This is a genomic window from Rhodococcus sp. 06-1474-1B, assembly GCF_002258885.1.
GTDB lineage: Bacteria > Actinomycetota > Actinomycetes > Mycobacteriales > Mycobacteriaceae > Rhodococcoides > Rhodococcoides fascians.
Genome location: NZ_NOYR01000027.1, coordinates 343147 through 357704, shown reverse-complemented (window position 1 = coordinate 357704; position 14558 = coordinate 343147). Strand labels below are relative to the sequence as shown.

Genomic DNA, 14558 nt, shown 5'->3' with positions numbered 1-14558 from the left:
CCTTTCATCGGGGGTGCGGCCTTCGTCCGTGCTTCGGGACTTCGACGTCGTCGATGGTTCAGTCCACAGGTCTGCCGGTCACCGCGTCGGGGGAGAGGTCGAGTCGACGGAGTAGTTGCGCGTTGGCCGCGACGACGATCGTCGACAGTGACATCAGGACAGCACCGACCGACATGGGGAGCACGAACCCGACCGGTGCCAGCACTCCTGCCGCGAGCGGAACCGATATCAGGTTGTATCCCGCTGCCCACCAGAGGTTTTGCTTCATCTTGCGGTACGAGGCGCGGGAGAGTTCGATCACCGACAGCACGGATCGGGGATCGTCGCTGGCGAGGATCACTCCTGCTGAGGCGATCGCGACGTCGGTACCGGCTCCGATCGCGATACCGACATCGGCCTGCGCCAGGGCAGGTGCGTCGTTGACCCCGTCGCCGACCATCGCGACGGTGCGTCCCTCCTGTTGCAGGGTCGCGACGGTGTGCGACTTGTCCGCCGGCTTCACTCCGGCGAAGTATCGGTCCACACCGAGTTCGGTGGCAACGGACTTCGCGACGGCGTCGGCGTCGCCGGTGATCATCACCACCGTGATGTCTCGGGCGTGCAACGCGTCGATCGCAGTGCGTGATTCGGGTCGAATCTCGTCGGCGAGGGCGAGCGCTCCGATGACGGTGTCGCCGGTGAGGACATGCAAGATGATCGCCCCGCCTTCGCGCCATCGATCGGCGACCCCGAGTTCGGCCGCGTGTGCCTGCTCGAGCAGAGCGGGCCCGCCGACTTGGATGCGGTGCCCGTCGACCTCGCCGGACACCCCGATCGCCGGTGACGATCGAAAGTCCGTGGCCGCCGGGACGGTGAGCTTTCGGTGCCTCGCAGCGGCCACGATGGCGCGCGCCAACGGGTGCTCGGAATCAGCTTCTGCGGCAGCGGCCAGAGCGAGGACTTCGTCGGCGCTGCGGCCGGCGGTCACCTCGATGGCGGTGACAGTGGGTTCGCCCATCGTGAGGGTGCCGGTCTTGTCGAACAGCACAGTGTCCACGACCCTCATGGTTTCGAGTGCGAGCCGGTCCTTGACGAGGACACCGCCGCGGGCGGCTCGTTCGGTTGCGATGGAGACGACCAGCGGTATCGCCAAACCGAGTGCGTGCGGGCAGGCGATGACCAGCACCGTGATCGTGCGGACGATGGCGTCGTCGGGCATCCCGAACAATGTCCACACGAGTGCGGTGATGCCTGCCGATCCGAGCGCGAACCAGAACAACCACCCCGCAGCGGTGTCGGCAATGCGCTGAGCCCGCGAGGTCGAGTTCTGGGCGTCGGCAACCAACCGGCCGATTCCGGCGAGGGTGGTGTCTTCCCCGACGGCGGTCACCTGAACGCGAAGACCGGAATCGGTGGCCACTGTCCCCGCAACGACCTGATCGCCGTCGCCGCGACGGACAGTCCGTGATTCACCAGTGATCATCGATTCGTCCATGCTGGCCGATCCGGCGACGACGGTGCCGTCGGCAGGTACCCGCCCTCCGGGGCGGACGACGACGACATCGCCGAGCCGGAGCTGGTCCGGGGGTACCGGCACGACATCGTCGTTCTCGACGCGTTCAGCGGTGTCGGGTAGCAGTGCTGCCAGTGAATCCAGCGCGGATGTGGTGTGCGCGAGCGATCGCATTTCGATCCAGTGTCCGAGCAGCATGATCACGATCAGCAGGGCCAGCTCCCACCAGAAGTCGAGCTGATGATCGAGGATGCCCAGACTTGCCCCCATCGACGCGCCGAACGCTACGGTGATCGCCAGCGCGATGAGGAGCATCATGCCCGGAGCTCGCAAACGGACTTCGCTGATCGCCCCGGTGAGGAACGGAGAACCGCCCCAGACGAACATCACGGTGCCCAGCACCGGGGAGATCCAGCGGATCCAAAGCTCGTCGGGCAGTGAGTATCCGACGAGCATCGCGAACATGTCGGACGCGAGGACGACGGGGACAGCAAGCACGACCATGATGGTGAACAGGCGTCGGAACATCCCGACGTGATCGCCGTGCCCCGCATGGTCGCTGTGTCCTTGGTGGCCTTCGTGTCCCGAATGTGTCGAGTGCTCCGTGTGCGTGTGAGTCATCGTGCTGGTCCTGTCGAGTTCCGCGGTTACGAATGGTGTGAAGTGGAGAGACCCGCGATCGCCGAGTAGCCGGCCTGTCGGACCGCGGCGATGACGTCTGTCTGTTGGAGCGCCCGTGTACCGATCACGGTCAGCGTGCCCTCGGCGGCGGACGCGAACACGGACTCCACCTCGGTGAGCTCGCCGACCTCTTCGGTGATCGACGCCTCGCAGTGGCCGCAGGTCATGCCGGTGACTCGATAGATGCTGGTGAACAGTTCCATTTCTCCGCCTTTGGTTTCATACCCCCTGGGGGTATAAGGATGACAGCTCGAACATACCCCCTATGGGTATAAGTGGGAAGGGGTGAGTCGAATCGAACCCGGCTCGAGTAGGCTGAAATATCGGAGAGTCCTTCTCCACGGGTCGGTCCGAGGGAGAACGTTCACATGGCACGTCCACGGGTTTTGGTGCTCGGCGGTGGATTCGGCGGGCTTCATGCCGCGCGACGCCTCCGCAACGAGGACGTCGATGTGACCGTGCTCGAGCGCGGTACCTCCCACGTCTTTCAGCCGTTGCTCTACCAGTGCGCCACCGGTCTGGTGTCCGAGGGCTCGATCGCCAGCCCTCTACGACACCTGCTGCGCAAACAGAAGAACGTCTATGTGGCACTGGGCGAAGCGACGTCGGTCACCGCCGTCGGCGACGGCGGAGTGGTGACGGCCAGCCGATTCGACGGTTCGACCTTCGAGCTGCCCTACGACTATCTCGTCGTCGCGGTCGGAATGCAGCAGGCCTATCACGGCCACGACGAATACGTGCAGTGGGCACCGGGCATGAAGACCCTCGACGACGCCCTCGCAATCAGGCGAAAACTGATCTCGGCATTCGAGATGGCAGAGTCCCTGCCCACCCCCGAAGAGCGTCGCCCCTGGCTCACCTTCGCCGTCGCCGGTGGAGGGCCCACCGGAGTCGAATTGGCCGGGCAGATACGGGAACTCGCCACCCGGGCGCTGGCGAAGGAATTCGATTCGATCCACCCGTCCGAAGCGCGCGTTCTGCTGTTCCACGGCGGTGACCGAGTGCTCGAATCGTTCCCCGACTCCCTGACGAAGAAGGCCCAGCGCACCCTCGACACGGTCGGAGTCGAAACGCATCTCGGCGTTCACGTCACCGACGTCACGGCCACCGATGTCGAGGTGACGGCCAAGGCCGAACCGAAGACCGTCACGCGCCACGACACTCGCACCGTGCTGTGGACCGCAGGCGTCGAAGCGGTTCCGTTCGTGAAGAATCTGGCCGACGCCCTGGGCGTCGAACAGGACAGGTCCGGACGGATCGCCGTGCAGCCCGACCTGTCCGTACCGGGTCACCGCAACGTGTTCGTCGTCGGCGACATCATGGCGTTGAACGGTCTGGCCGGTGTCGCCGAAGTGGCGATGCAGGGTGGACGTGCAGCGGGCGCAGCAATCGCAGCAGATGTATCCGGTTCTGCGCGTTCGGATTTCAAGTATCGAGACCTGGGCACTGCCGCCTACATCGCCCGCGGCCACGCGCTGGTACAGGCCGGGCCGCTGAAGATGTCGGGATTCCTGGGCTGGGTGTCGTGGGGCGTCATCCACATCGCATTCCTGGCCGGTAAACGCAACCGAGCTGGAACGCTGATCAACTGGGGCGCAACACTTCTCAGTGGAACGCGACGTGAACGGGCAATCACCTACGGCGACCCGGAAACGGCGCGCAAGCCGTACAACTGACCTGAGCGCCCACTATTGTCACCCTCGTACGAAATCCCGCTTACCAGGGCGAATTGTGGACACTCAGATCAGTTGCCGGCGGTGTCGACAGGGTCAGCCGATGCCGGGGATGTAGCCGGGATAGACGAAGTGCCGTGGACCGCCGCCGGGGAGCAAGTGGCCAGTCGAACCCGGGTAGTCCATACTCAGCGGAATGAGCTTGTGCGGGTTGCCGTTCGAGTCGGCCTGCCAGCACTCCAGCAGTACGCCATGGAATCCGGTGCACACGATGCGAGTGCTGTTGCCGTACGGGGACGTCAGTCGATTCTCGCTGACGAAGGGATTCCAGTAGTCCGGGTCCTGAGGGGTGAGGAACACTCCGGTGACGTCCTGCGGAGCAGTCGGGCTCGGGTACGGCGGCGCGACGGGCCATTCGTCGGCGTCGGCGGTACCGACTCCGAGTGCGGCGGCACCTGCGACGACAGCAACCGTGACGGCGATACGACGAAACATGGCGCACTCCTGACGTTGGGTTCGCGTCGAATAGACCACACATGGCCGTCGATTGGGAAGCCCTCTACATTGAACGCGTGATTGCAGCGGATCGCGTATTGCCCGTAGTGGCCACGGCCATCGGCGGATTCGTGGCCGGATATTCGATTCGTGAATCCCTCGGCCAGGATGTGTTCCACATCGAGTCGACGGGGAAGTGGTACGGAGCGTTCGTCACCGCGCAATGGGCTGGCTCTATCACTGTTTTGATGGCGGTGCTCGTGCTCGTGGCGGTCCATCGCCGTCGCCCCCGGATATCGGCTGCCGTAGCAACCGTTCTCGGCTCGCTGCTGGTGGCGCTGCCGTCCTTCGTACCGATCGCGGCCAACCAAGCGGTGACGACCAATGCGCTCGGTGCCGGCGCTCTGGTCGGCATCTGCGGATTCATCGCCGGTGGACGCAGGCTCCCGTCGGGCGGCCTTGCAGGAGGACTGCTGGGCTCGATGTTGTTCTACAGCGCGATCTCCCGGCTACGCGGACCGCGTGAGGGTCGGTGGATGGACGGGCTGGGGCCGTATCTGGTGGAATCCACGGTCCCGCTACTCCTCCTTCTCGCAACCACTGTCGTGCTGCTCGTGGCCGTCCGGCGGGCATCCGTGGGCCGACTCGAAACCTCCGACGCAGTAGCCGCTCTCGTGCTGGGATTCGTCTGTCTCGTGGTCTACATCTATCTGGGCAATACGACGTCGACGGCGGCCACGTGGATGTTCGCCGTCGCCATCGTCGTCTTGGTGGCATACGGTGTTGCGTTCGACCTCGGTGGCCTCGACGGCCGATACGTGATGTCGGGCTTGGCGATAGCGGCATCAGGAGTCAATGCGCTCGGGTGGGGCGACGCGTCGTGGTGGGTACTCGTCGTGGCCGCGGTGTTGTTCGTCGGAGCGGTGGGAGTGGGCCTGCGACGCGATCTCACCACCGCCGCGTGTGCACTGCTGACCGTTGTGACGGCCACCGGTCTACTGCCCATCGGAGACGACTCGATCAATACCGTTGGGACTGTGTGCTATTGCGTGCTGCATCCCATCGCTGTCGGATTGCTCGTCGGATCGGCACGAGCGACGCGCACGGTGGCGTCGACCATCGGTCCGCTCGTACCGTTCGCACTGACGCTGTTCTCGGTGTCGGCACCGGTGCCGCCGCGGGTGTTCGGTTGGACGGATGGGACATCCGACGACTATGTGCCGCCCATTGTCTGGCTGTATTCGCCACTTCCCGTCGGTGTTGTCGTGGCGATGATCGTCATCCTGGTGTGTCTCGTCCTCGGTTCGAGGGTCGAGCGCGAGCATCACGATCGCGTCTCGGATTCGTCCGGTCCATAACGCTCGGGACGTTTGCTCGAGGTAACGTCACCTCATCTTCGGCCGATGTAGAAACTCGACCGGTGTAACTCGACGAAAAGGTGAAACAGCGTGCCACGATCTCGACGACACGGCTTCCAGCGATTCGGTTCGGCTGCGGCCGTCGCCCTCGCAGTGGCGATTCTTCCGACCGCGCTGATGACGCCCGTCGCGTCCGCGGACGAACTGCCCGCGGCAACGACTCAGTCGAGCAACGGCTCGCGAATCGAATCGGTGAACACCCTCGACGGCCGCCAGGTTCAGCTCCAGGTGTACTCCGCGTCGATGAACCGCACCATTCCGGTCACGGTGCAGCGTCCCGCCGACGAGAGCGTGTCGCGTCCGGTGCTGTACCTGCTCAACGGTGCAGGTGGCGGCGAGGATGCCGCATCGTGGCAGTCGCAGACCGACGCCGAGGCCTTCCTGTCGGACAAGAACGCCTACATCGTGACTCCGCAGAAGGGCAAGTGGTCTTACTACACCGACTGGCTGCAGGACGATCCGAAGCTCGGCAGCAACAAGTGGAGCACCTTCCTCGGTGAAGAACTGCCTCCGCTGATCGACGCCCAGTTCGACACCAACGGTCGCCAGTCGCTGGCAGCGTTGTCCATGACGGGCACGTCGGTTCTCAACATCGCAATCAAGTACCCCGGCAAGTTCACCGGTGTCGCGGCATACAGCGGTTGCGCGCAGACCTCGGACCCGATCGGGCAGCAGTTCGTCAAGCTCGTCGTCGAGACGTACGGCGGCGGAAACGTCGAGAACATGTGGGGCCCGCTCGACGGCCCCGTGTGGCGCGAGAACGATCCGCTGCTCAACGCCGAGAAGCTGCGCGGCACCCAGATCTACATGAGCACCGGCAGCGGACTGCCCGGCATCCCGAACGACACCTTCGCCAACCCGCGACTGAAGAACGACCCGGCGACGCTCGCCAACCAGGTCATCGTCGGCGGCGGCATCGAGCTGGCCACCAACTTCTGCACGTCCAACCTGGCCAAGCGTCTCGACCAGCTGGGAATCCCGGCAACTGTCGACTTCCGTCCGGTCGGCAACCACTCCTGGGGCTACTGGCAGGACGACCTGCACAAGTCCTGGCCGTTCCTGGCAGGATCGCTCGGCATCTGATTCATCCTGATCGAAGACGGCCACCCGCACCTCGTGTGCGGGTGGCCGTTTCTCGTTGCGGGGACAGGTATGACTGCGTCCGAATCGAACGTATGATCGAACGATGGCACGACGCGCTCAACCTCGACCCGCGTCTGCCGTGCGTCCGTTCAAGATGCTCAGACCACCACTCAAGGTGTGGATCGATCTGAACGTCCTCTACCCGCTACCGCCACATCACGCGTCGAAGTTCAATCCGGAAGGCTTCGATGTTCGACGCGTGGTCCCGGGGGATCTGGTCGAATGGTCCATCACCGTCGACGGCGATTGGTTGGGTCGCGTCACCTACGAACTGATGTCGCGAGACCGGAGCGAAACCGTCACACACTGGGTGCCCAGCCGGGCGCTGAAACCGCTGTAGAACGAGCGAAAGCCCCGCCTGAAAACGAGGCGGGGCTTTCCGGGTGATCACCTTCAGAAGCTGTGCTTACGTGCCTTCTTGGCGAGCTTGCGGGTGGTGCGCTTCGACGGAACGAACAAATGTGCGGCGCTGCGGCGACGGTTGCGTCGACGGATCAGCACGAATGCGACGGCACCGGCGGCGGCTGCGATGGCGGCGATGATCGGAGTGCCGACCTTCGCGGCCTCGGCCACATCCTCGCTGTCGATGTTGCGGACCGTGGTCTTCACGTCGTCGGCGACGGCGGAAGCCTTCTCGGCTGCCTTGTCGGCGACCTGGGAGGCCTTCTCCTTCACGTCGTCGACGTCGACGTTCTCGACCTTGTCCTGGACGGTGCTCTTGACGTCTGCGGCGGTCTCGGCTGCCTTTTCGGCTACGTCTGCAGCTGCGTGCTTGGCCTGCTTGGCAGCGCCGGCCGCGGAGTCGGCAACGCTCTCTGCGGCGTCGGAAACCTTGTCTGCAGCCTGCTGAGTGTTGGCCTTGGCCTGGTCGGTGGCCCCTTCGGCGCGAAGGCTGTCGTCACCGGTGGCCTCACCGGCCTTCTCCTTCGCAGTCCCGGCCAGTTCTTCTGCCTTGTGCTGAGCCTTGTCGATGAAGTCGGCCATCGGTATCCCTCTTTCGTGTAGGTCGTCTCCGGAAACCGGAGCGGTGACGTCGCGGACGACGCCGGTAAGTATGAGTCGAACTCGACGGTCCGAAACATACGTCCGACTACGGTGTTTCGGGTCACTACGACGAGTAGCCGTATTTGTGCTGCTCGGCGGGCTGCGACTACTTCGTCGAACGCGGCCACCACGTTCTACGGCGTGCGCGCGCCGCACGCGCTGAGTAGGCCGTCGACAACGAGCGCCGGTCGAAGTCCAGTCCCGATCCTCTCGACGTGAGCAGGATCAGCGCGATGACTCCCGCAGCCCCGACCGCCACGGGAGTCATCGGCTACTGGTTCCGGTTGCGTTGGGTGTACACCCAGCGAAGAGAGTGCGGTCCATGACAGCTCCTGTCTGTGTTGTCACGAAGGCTGCCATTGACACCGCCACCAGTCAATGGCACATTATGTGATGTTAGTCGCGGTGTCGCTGCTCGGTCGGCGTCCGGGCGATGGTGTTCGGTGAGACAGCGAGGCGCGTCGATGAATGCAGATACCTGGCCCGAGGTCGACGGTTCGACCCACGACAACTTCAGGGACGTGCTCATCATCGGTGCGGGAATCTCGGGAGTCGGAGCCGCGTATCGACTGCAGGAGATGGCACCGGAGCTCAGCTACGCGATCCTCGAAGGGCGCGAGCGAGCAGGCGGTACCTGGGACCTGTTCCGGTACCCGGGAATTCGTTCGGACAGCGATATCTTCACGTTCTCGTTTCCGCACACGCCTTGGCAGGGAAACACTCTGCTTGCCCATGGCGAAGACATTCGTAACTACATCGTCGATACCGCTCACACCAACGGCATAGACGAGCGCACGCACTTCTCTACCTCCGTCGTTGCGGCGAACTGGGATTCGTCGACCGACCTATGGACCGTCGACACGCTGTCCGACGGCGTGCCGCGGACGTATCGAAGTCGATTCGTGTTCTTGTGTACCGGCTACTTCGACTACTCGGGTGGGTACACCCCGGATCTTCCCGGGATGGAGAAGTTCACCGGGCAGGTGGTGCATCCCCAGCAGTGGCCGGAAGGTCTCGACCACACCGGTAAGCGGGTCGTTGTCATCGGAAGTGGCGCGACCGCAATCACTTTGGTGCCTTCGCTCGCGGTCGATGCTGCGTCGGTGACGATGCTGCAGCGCTCGCCGACCTACATCGCGTCGTTGCCGATGACCGATCCGTTCACCACCCTCACTCAGCGTGTGCTGCCGGACTCCCTCGCGCACAGTGCACTGCGGTGGCGCAATGCACTGTTGATGGTCGGCTCGTATCAGCTGTGTCGACGTGCGCCGAAGACGGCCCGCAGGGTGTTCCGGGCGATGACGAAGGCGCAGCTTCCGCGTGGATACGACGTCGACAAGCACTTCAAGCCGACGTATGCCCCGTGGGACCAGCGGCTGTGCGTCGTGCCGGACGGCGATCTCTTCAAGGCCATTCGCTCCGGCCGCGCGACCGTGGTGACCGACCGGATAGCCGAGATCACCGCCGACGGGATCCGGTTGGAATCTGGTGACGAGATCCCCGCCGACATCATCGTCACCGCAACCGGATTGAAGCTCCAGGCGTTCGGGGGTATCGAATTGTCTCTGGACGGTGAGCGGCTCGAGGTGCACGACAAGTTCGTCTACAAGGGTCACATGCTCGAGGACGTACCCAACGTTGCATGGTCCATCGGGTACACGAATGCATCGTGGACGCTCAAGGCCGACATGACGGCGCAGGCAGTAGCCAAACTGTTGGTGTACATGCGGTCTCACGGCTACACCCATGCGATCCCGGACCGACAGGGCAAGGCCGTGGACTCTCGTCCGGTCGTCGACCTCGCCTCCGGATACGTCACGCGTTCCTTGAACGAGCTACCCAAATCGGGGACCGAACGTCCCTGGTCGGTGCGGCAGAACTACATTCTCGACAGGATCGACGCACGATTCGACGATCTGACGGAATCGATGACGTTCGGCCGAGCGGACAACGCCCGTGTGGCGGGGGCGGACATCGCGCCCGTATACCGCATCTGGCCGAGAAAGGTCGGCACGCAGTGACTTCCGACATCGACGGTCTGACCCTCGCGCACACCATCCGGGGTGAGGGCCCTACATTGGTGCTCATTCACGGCATCGTGCACAGACAACATGCGTGGGACAGTGTCGTCGACATACTGGCGCGGCATCGACGAGTGGTGACGGTGGACCTGCCCGGCCACGGCGCGTCACCGGACTTGCCCACCGAGGAATTCGATCTGGGGCCGTGGATCGTGGCCGAGTTGGAGCGATTCCTCGAGCACGTGGCGGTGGACGGCGAGAAGCCGCACGTGGCCGGAAATTCGCTGGGCGGTTACTTTGCGCTCGAACTGGCTGCCCGCGGGTCGGTCGCCTCGGCGACCGCCCTGTCACCGGCCGGATTCTTTCGCGGACACTGGGATCAGACCCGGGCGCTCCTCGTGTTCCGACTGTTGCGAGCGTTGTCTCGAGTGATCAGCCCGATCGCACCTACCGTCATGCGTTCGGTCGTCGGCCGCACGATCGCCAACGGCGTGTTCTACGCCAAGCCGTGGCGAGTTCCCGCAGCGACGGCCACGATCGACGCACTCAGCATCACCACCAACCGTGCGATCGACGCAGCCGGAAATGCAGTGCCGCGCTTCAGCATTCCGGTCGACGAGACCGTTCCCGTCACCGTCGCGTGGGGCCGTCGTGACTTGGTTCTGCCGGTCTATCAGGCACCGCTCGTGCGTCGAACCTTTCCGCAGGCCGAAGTGACGACGTACCCGGGTCTCGGGCACGTTCCGATGTCGGACGATCCGGAGCTGGTGGCGTCGATTCTGCTGAGGGGATCACGAGCGGTACCGCAGTCGGCATGAGCGCGGTGGTCAAGGTGGACGGGCGAAGCGACCGGTGGCGCGACCACAGAATCACCCGGCGACGTGAACTGCTCGATCGAACACTGGCAGCGATTCGTGAGCATGGACACGACGTGGGTATGGATGCCATCGCCGCCGCGAACGGTGTCTCGAAAACCGTTCTGTACAAACACTTCGCGGACAAAAAGGGTCTCGCCGACGCTGCGATGGCTCGATACGTCGAGACTGCACTGGTGCCGCGGATCCAGGACGCGATGTCCGAGGACCTCGATGAGTATCACCTCACTCGCGCAGTGATTTCCGCCTACGTCACGACGGTTGCCACAGATCCCGAAATCTACATCTACGTCCATTCCAACAATGCAGTCAGCGGCAACCAGGACATCATCACCGTGTCCGAGGGACTGATCGCGGAGTTACTGTCCTCCGTCATCGCCGACCGATTCCGAGAGCGGGAGTTCTCCACGGGCGGTTCGATGCCCATCGCCTTTGCCATGATCGGCGCGGTGCGGTTGGCGTCGCACTGGTGGATGTTCGACCGGACCATGACGGTCGACGAACTCATCGACTACCTCACCATGATGGTCTGGGGCGGTATCGCGGGCATAGCGCGCGCTGCGGGATCGGCCGCTATCTTCACCTCGGAGCCGCACACGTTGACGCTCGATAGCTGAGCGCCCTCCTCGACATCAGCGGTCGAACACCGCACGAACGCTTGTGGAATCGGGCACGGACTGGCAGGCCAATCGGACACCGTGCTGCAGTTCGTACTCGTCGAGAGTTTCGTTCGCGAGCATGGTCACGGTGCCCTCGGTGAGTGTGTAAGCGCAACCGCCACATGTTCCTTCGCGGCACACGTACGGCGGGTCGAGACCCAGCTCGAGAAGTCGGTCGAGCAGCTTCGTGTCTGCATTCCAGGTGAACTCGGTCTCCATTCCGTCGATCTCGACCTGAGCGGCCACGGAGTTCGCGCCGGGTTCGTCGGAAATCGACGCGCCCCTGGCCTGAAACGGATTCGAGTCGAATGAGGAGAACACCTCGCGGTGTGTTCTGTGCGCCGTCGTACCGGTGCGAGCGAGCCACTCCTCGGCGACGTTCATGTATTGCGTCGGTCCACAGAGGAAGGCCTCGCAGTCGGACGGAGTCGTCACGTTCATCGAGGCCAGTCCGGCAGCGGTGGGTAACCCCGATTCCGAGGTGTACCAGTGGTGAACGTCGAGTCGTTCGGGGAAGCGCGACTGCAGTTCGGTCAGGTGCTCTGCGAAGATCACCGAGTCGCGGTTCTGGTTGGCGTAGACCAGGGTGATTCGATTCTTGTGCTGCAACAGAGCAGTTTTGAGGATCGACATCATCGGGGTGATGCCGCTGCCGGCGGCGATGAGGACGAAATCCACGTCCCAGCCCTCGGGTCCGAACATGCCCGACGGTTTCAGCGCTTTGAGTCGCATCCCGCGAAAAGCGTTGTCGTGCAACCAGTGTGATGCCAGTCCGTCCTGGATTCGCTTGACGGTCACGGTGGGGTATCGGTCGCGTACCGGAGAGCTGGAGAAGGAGTAGCAGCGGGCCACCGTGCCGCCGTCGGTGCACGGAATCTCGAGGGTGAGGAATTGGCCCGGCTCGTACCGAAAGTGCGCTTCCCGGTGTTCGGGGACCGCAAAGCCGAGGGAGATCGCATCCTCGGTCTCGCGGGTCACCTCGGCGATCTCCAGCTCGAAGATTCTGTCCTCGGGACCGCCGATAGACACATCGATGGCCTCCGATGGCGCGCTCCTGAACATCGTCACGTGTGCTCGCTCCCTTGCGCTTTCGGTGTCGGCCCTCACTGTTGCATACTTCGCCACCAATTAATAGGCCATTGACAAATGGCGAATAGGAGGTGAAGGTGGCGTGGTGACTTCGACCACCTACGACTACTACCTGCCTCACGGTGCATCCAAGGTGGGGTCTCAGCGAACTCGACTGGCTGCCTTGATGACCCGGCTGACTCTGCGTCCGATGACGAACCGGCTTCCGACGTCCCGGCGTGGCATCGAGTTCTCCCGACGGCTCGTCGCCACCTCGATGAACCTGTTCGGTCCCGTCCCCAAGGGCACGAGAGTGGACCTCGTAGCCGGCGGCCCGGTACGCGGTGAATGGGTGCGAGCACCCGGCCTGACGCCCGGGCCACGCGTGATCCTCTACATCCACGGCAGTGCGTACGTCATCTGCTCGGCGCGAACACATCGTGGTCTGACCGCGCGATTGTCCGCCGCGACCGGCCTGCCGGTGTTCACGGTCGACTACCGGCTGGCCCCGGAACACCCGTTTCCCGCCGCAGCTGACGACCTCGAGGCCGCGTACCGCTGGCTGCTCGGCCAGGGCTATTCCGCAGCGAACGTCGTCATCGCCGGGGACTCGGCCGGCGGTCACCTCGCTGCCGATCTGATCATCGAGAACGACCGAACCGGTACACCGCAACCGGGAGCGATGGTGCTGTTCTCGCCGCTGATCGACCTCGACTTCGAGCTGTCGGAACGGATGGAACGCACCCGCAAGGACCCGATGATCTCGGCGAAGGCAGCGCGAGGACTGGTCTCGCTGTACACCGACGGCCACGATGCGAGTCTCCCGCGTCTCCGGCTCGATCTCGGACGTGTGCGGGAGCTGCCACCGACGCTGATCCAGGTCGGGGGAGCCGAGATGCTTCGGGGCGACGCACGACACCTGCACGCCATGATCGACTCGGCCGGCGGACGAAGCGAACTCGAGATCTGGCCCGATCAGATGCACGTGTTCCACGCTCTCCCACGGCTGATCCCTGAGGCTGCCCAGGCGCTCGAGCATGCGGCCGCTTTCATTGCTGATGCGCTCGAAAGCCGAGTTGTACAGAATGATTCGAAAGAACAGGTGAGCTGATGAGAACCAAGGCCGGAAGACCCTCGTACGGGTCGAGAGCGGTAGTGACCGGTGCAGGCAGCGGCATCGGCCGGGCGTTCGCACTGGAACTGGCTCGACGTGGAGGAGCCGTCATGTGCGCCGACATCTCGTTGCCGCGAGCGCAGGAGACCGTCGCGATGGTGAACGCCCTCGGCGGCACCGGATACGCCGTCGAGTGCGATGTGTCGATCCGCGAGAACGTCGAGGAACTGGCCCTGCGTGCCGGCATCGAGTTCGACGGACCCACCACGGTGCTCATCAACAACGCAGGCGTCGGAATCGGCGGAAAGCCCGTCGGCGACATCGGTTTCGAGGACTGGAACTGGGCCTTGGGAATCAACCTCTGGGGCGTGATCCACGGCTGCGAGGTGTTCACGCCTGGGCTTCGGGCCGCGGGTGAGGGCGGGATCATCAACGTCGCGTCCGCCGCCGGCTTTGCCGCTGCGCCGCTGATGGGTCCGTACAACGTCGGCAAGGCCGCAGTGATGAGCCTGTCGGAAACGATGGCGGCGGAATTCTCGGGTACCGGTGTGCGGGTGTCGGTTCTGTGTCCCACGTTCGTCAAGACCAACGTTGCCGTCGACGGCCGGATCACCGCGAGTTCGTCCCGGCTGGCCGAGTTTGCGATGCGCTGGACCGGACGGTCTCCCGACAAGATCGCTGCCCGAACGCTCGATGCATTCGACCGGGGCCGGCTCTACGTCGTGCCCCAGTTCGACGCCAAAGCCGTCTGGCGGTTCAAGAGATTGCTGCCCGCCGTGTACGTGCGTTTTCTCGGCTTGCTCAATCGTGTGCTGCCCGCCGAGCAGCAGCCGGCGAAGAACGAATCCCTCACCTCGACAACCACAGGAGCCTGA

The 14558-nt window shown here is 64.0% G+C and carries 15 protein-coding genes; 9 read left to right on the top strand and 6 right to left on the bottom strand.

The features are described 5' to 3' along the window. Positions 1-58: 58 nt before the first annotated feature. Positions 59-2113 (bottom strand): heavy metal translocating P-type ATPase, encoded by a 2055-nt coding sequence (locus tag CH266_RS16835; protein WP_094715752.1) that lies wholly within the window; start codon positions 2111-2113, stop codon positions 59-61. 26 nt (positions 2114-2139) lie between these two features. After that, positions 2140-2376 carry a heavy-metal-associated domain-containing protein gene (locus CH266_RS16830; RefSeq protein ID WP_346772479.1) on the bottom strand — a complete coding sequence of 79 codons (237 nt, stop codon included), beginning with the start codon at positions 2374-2376 and terminating at the stop codon, positions 2140-2142. Between the two features lie 165 nt (positions 2377-2541). Here CH266_RS16830 and CH266_RS16825 point away from each other — a divergent pair, with 165 nt between their 5' ends. Beyond that, positions 2542-3849 carry an NAD(P)/FAD-dependent oxidoreductase gene (locus CH266_RS16825; protein WP_094715751.1) on the top strand — a complete coding sequence of 436 codons (1308 nt, stop codon included), beginning with the start codon at positions 2542-2544 and terminating at the stop codon, positions 3847-3849. Between the two features lie 93 nt (positions 3850-3942). On the opposite strand, the gene CH266_RS16820 is transcribed toward CH266_RS16825, so the two are convergent. After that, a complete protein-coding gene (locus CH266_RS16820) occupies positions 3943-4341 on the bottom strand; it encodes a hypothetical protein (protein WP_032400384.1) in 399 nt (132 codons plus the stop codon). Between the two features lie 77 nt (positions 4342-4418). Between CH266_RS16820 and CH266_RS16815 the strand changes: the two genes are divergently transcribed. The 3 genes from CH266_RS16815 (at position 4419) to CH266_RS16805 (ending at position 7242) form a co-directional block, all read left to right on the top strand. After that, the gene (locus CH266_RS16815; RefSeq protein ID WP_141214544.1) at positions 4419-5699 is read left to right on the top strand and encodes a hypothetical protein; all 1281 of its coding nucleotides are present in this window, start codon (positions 4419-4421) and stop codon (positions 5697-5699) included. A 177-nt stretch (positions 5700-5876) separates the two neighbouring features. Next, entirely contained in the window at positions 5877-6842 is a 966-nt protein-coding gene (locus CH266_RS16810; RefSeq protein WP_205914390.1) for an alpha/beta hydrolase, read from the top strand. Between the two features lie 103 nt (positions 6843-6945). After that, entirely contained in the window at positions 6946-7242 is a 297-nt protein-coding gene (locus CH266_RS16805) for a hypothetical protein (RefSeq protein WP_027495602.1), read from the top strand. Positions 7243-7295: 53 nt separating this feature from the next. On the opposite strand, the gene CH266_RS26130 is transcribed toward CH266_RS16805, so the two are convergent. Both CH266_RS26130 and CH266_RS25430 read right to left on the bottom strand, forming a co-directional pair. Beyond that, positions 7296-7886: a CsbD family protein gene (locus tag CH266_RS26130; RefSeq protein ID WP_094715749.1), complete on the bottom strand. Its 591-nt coding sequence runs from the start codon at positions 7884-7886 to the stop codon at positions 7296-7298. 166 nt (positions 7887-8052) lie between these two features. After that, positions 8053-8214, bottom strand: coding sequence for a hypothetical protein (locus tag CH266_RS25430; protein WP_155288534.1), 162 nt, complete (start codon positions 8212-8214; stop codon positions 8053-8055). Between the two features lie 196 nt (positions 8215-8410). On the opposite strand from CH266_RS25430, the gene CH266_RS16795 reads away from it, so the two are divergent. Genes CH266_RS16795 through CH266_RS16785 form a run of 3 tightly spaced genes read left to right on the top strand, consistent with a single transcriptional unit; the run spans position 8411 to position 11459 of the window. Next, on the top strand, positions 8411-9967 hold the full coding sequence (locus CH266_RS16795) for a flavin-containing monooxygenase (protein WP_094715748.1): 1557 nt from the start codon (positions 8411-8413) through the stop codon (positions 9965-9967). A gap of 17 nt (positions 9968-9984) precedes the next feature. Beyond that, positions 9985-10785, top strand: coding sequence for an alpha/beta fold hydrolase (locus tag CH266_RS16790; RefSeq protein ID WP_027495603.1), 801 nt, complete (start codon positions 9985-9987; stop codon positions 10783-10785). Then, entirely contained in the window at positions 10782-11459 is a 678-nt protein-coding gene (locus CH266_RS16785; RefSeq protein ID WP_051365015.1) for a TetR/AcrR family transcriptional regulator, read from the top strand. The genes CH266_RS16790 and CH266_RS16785 overlap by 4 nt, the downstream gene beginning before the upstream one ends. A 15-nt stretch (positions 11460-11474) precedes the next feature. On the opposite strand, the gene CH266_RS16780 is transcribed toward CH266_RS16785, so the two are convergent. Beyond that, complete coding sequence (locus CH266_RS16780) at positions 11475-12563, bottom strand: ferredoxin--NADP reductase (RefSeq protein ID WP_032381533.1); 1089 nt, start codon at positions 12561-12563, stop codon at positions 11475-11477. 112 nt (positions 12564-12675) lie between these two features. On the opposite strand from CH266_RS16780, the gene CH266_RS16775 reads away from it, so the two are divergent. Together CH266_RS16775 and CH266_RS16770 are read left to right on the top strand one after the other, a co-directional pair. Then, complete coding sequence (locus CH266_RS16775; RefSeq protein ID WP_303396116.1) at positions 12676-13680, top strand: alpha/beta hydrolase; 1005 nt, start codon at positions 12676-12678, stop codon at positions 13678-13680. After that, the gene (locus tag CH266_RS16770) at positions 13680-14558 is read left to right on the top strand and encodes an SDR family NAD(P)-dependent oxidoreductase (RefSeq protein ID WP_094715747.1); all 879 of its coding nucleotides are present in this window, start codon (positions 13680-13682) and stop codon (positions 14556-14558) included. Before CH266_RS16775 ends, CH266_RS16770 begins: the two co-directional genes overlap by 1 nt.

Coding starts and splice junctions, on each gene's coding strand:
- CH266_RS16835 (WP_094715752.1), bottom strand. CDS start 2,113: ATGACTCACACGCACACGGAGCACTCGACACATTCGGGACACGAAGGC.
- CH266_RS16810 (WP_205914390.1), top strand. CDS start 5,877: ATGACGCCCGTCGCGTCCGCGGACGAACTGCCCGCGGCAACGACTCAG.
- CH266_RS16780 (WP_032381533.1), bottom strand. CDS start 12,563: ATGTTCAGGAGCGCGCCATCGGAGGCCATCGATGTGTCTATCGGCGGT.
- CH266_RS26130 (WP_094715749.1), bottom strand. CDS start 7,886: ATGGCCGACTTCATCGACAAGGCTCAGCACAAGGCAGAAGAACTGGCC.
- CH266_RS16830 (WP_346772479.1), bottom strand. CDS start 2,376: ATGGAACTGTTCACCAGCATCTATCGAGTCACCGGCATGACCTGCGGC.
- CH266_RS16805 (WP_027495602.1), top strand. CDS start 6,946: ATGGCACGACGCGCTCAACCTCGACCCGCGTCTGCCGTGCGTCCGTTC.
- CH266_RS16820 (WP_032400384.1), bottom strand. CDS start 4,341: ATGTTTCGTCGTATCGCCGTCACGGTTGCTGTCGTCGCAGGTGCCGCC.
- CH266_RS25430 (WP_155288534.1), bottom strand. CDS start 8,214: ATGACTCCCGTGGCGGTCGGGGCTGCGGGAGTCATCGCGCTGATCCTG.
- CH266_RS16785 (WP_051365015.1), top strand. CDS start 10,782: ATGAGCGCGGTGGTCAAGGTGGACGGGCGAAGCGACCGGTGGCGCGAC.
- CH266_RS16770 (WP_094715747.1), top strand. CDS start 13,680: ATGAGAACCAAGGCCGGAAGACCCTCGTACGGGTCGAGAGCGGTAGTG.
- CH266_RS16795 (WP_094715748.1), top strand. CDS start 8,411: ATGAATGCAGATACCTGGCCCGAGGTCGACGGTTCGACCCACGACAAC.
- CH266_RS16825 (WP_094715751.1), top strand. CDS start 2,542: ATGGCACGTCCACGGGTTTTGGTGCTCGGCGGTGGATTCGGCGGGCTT.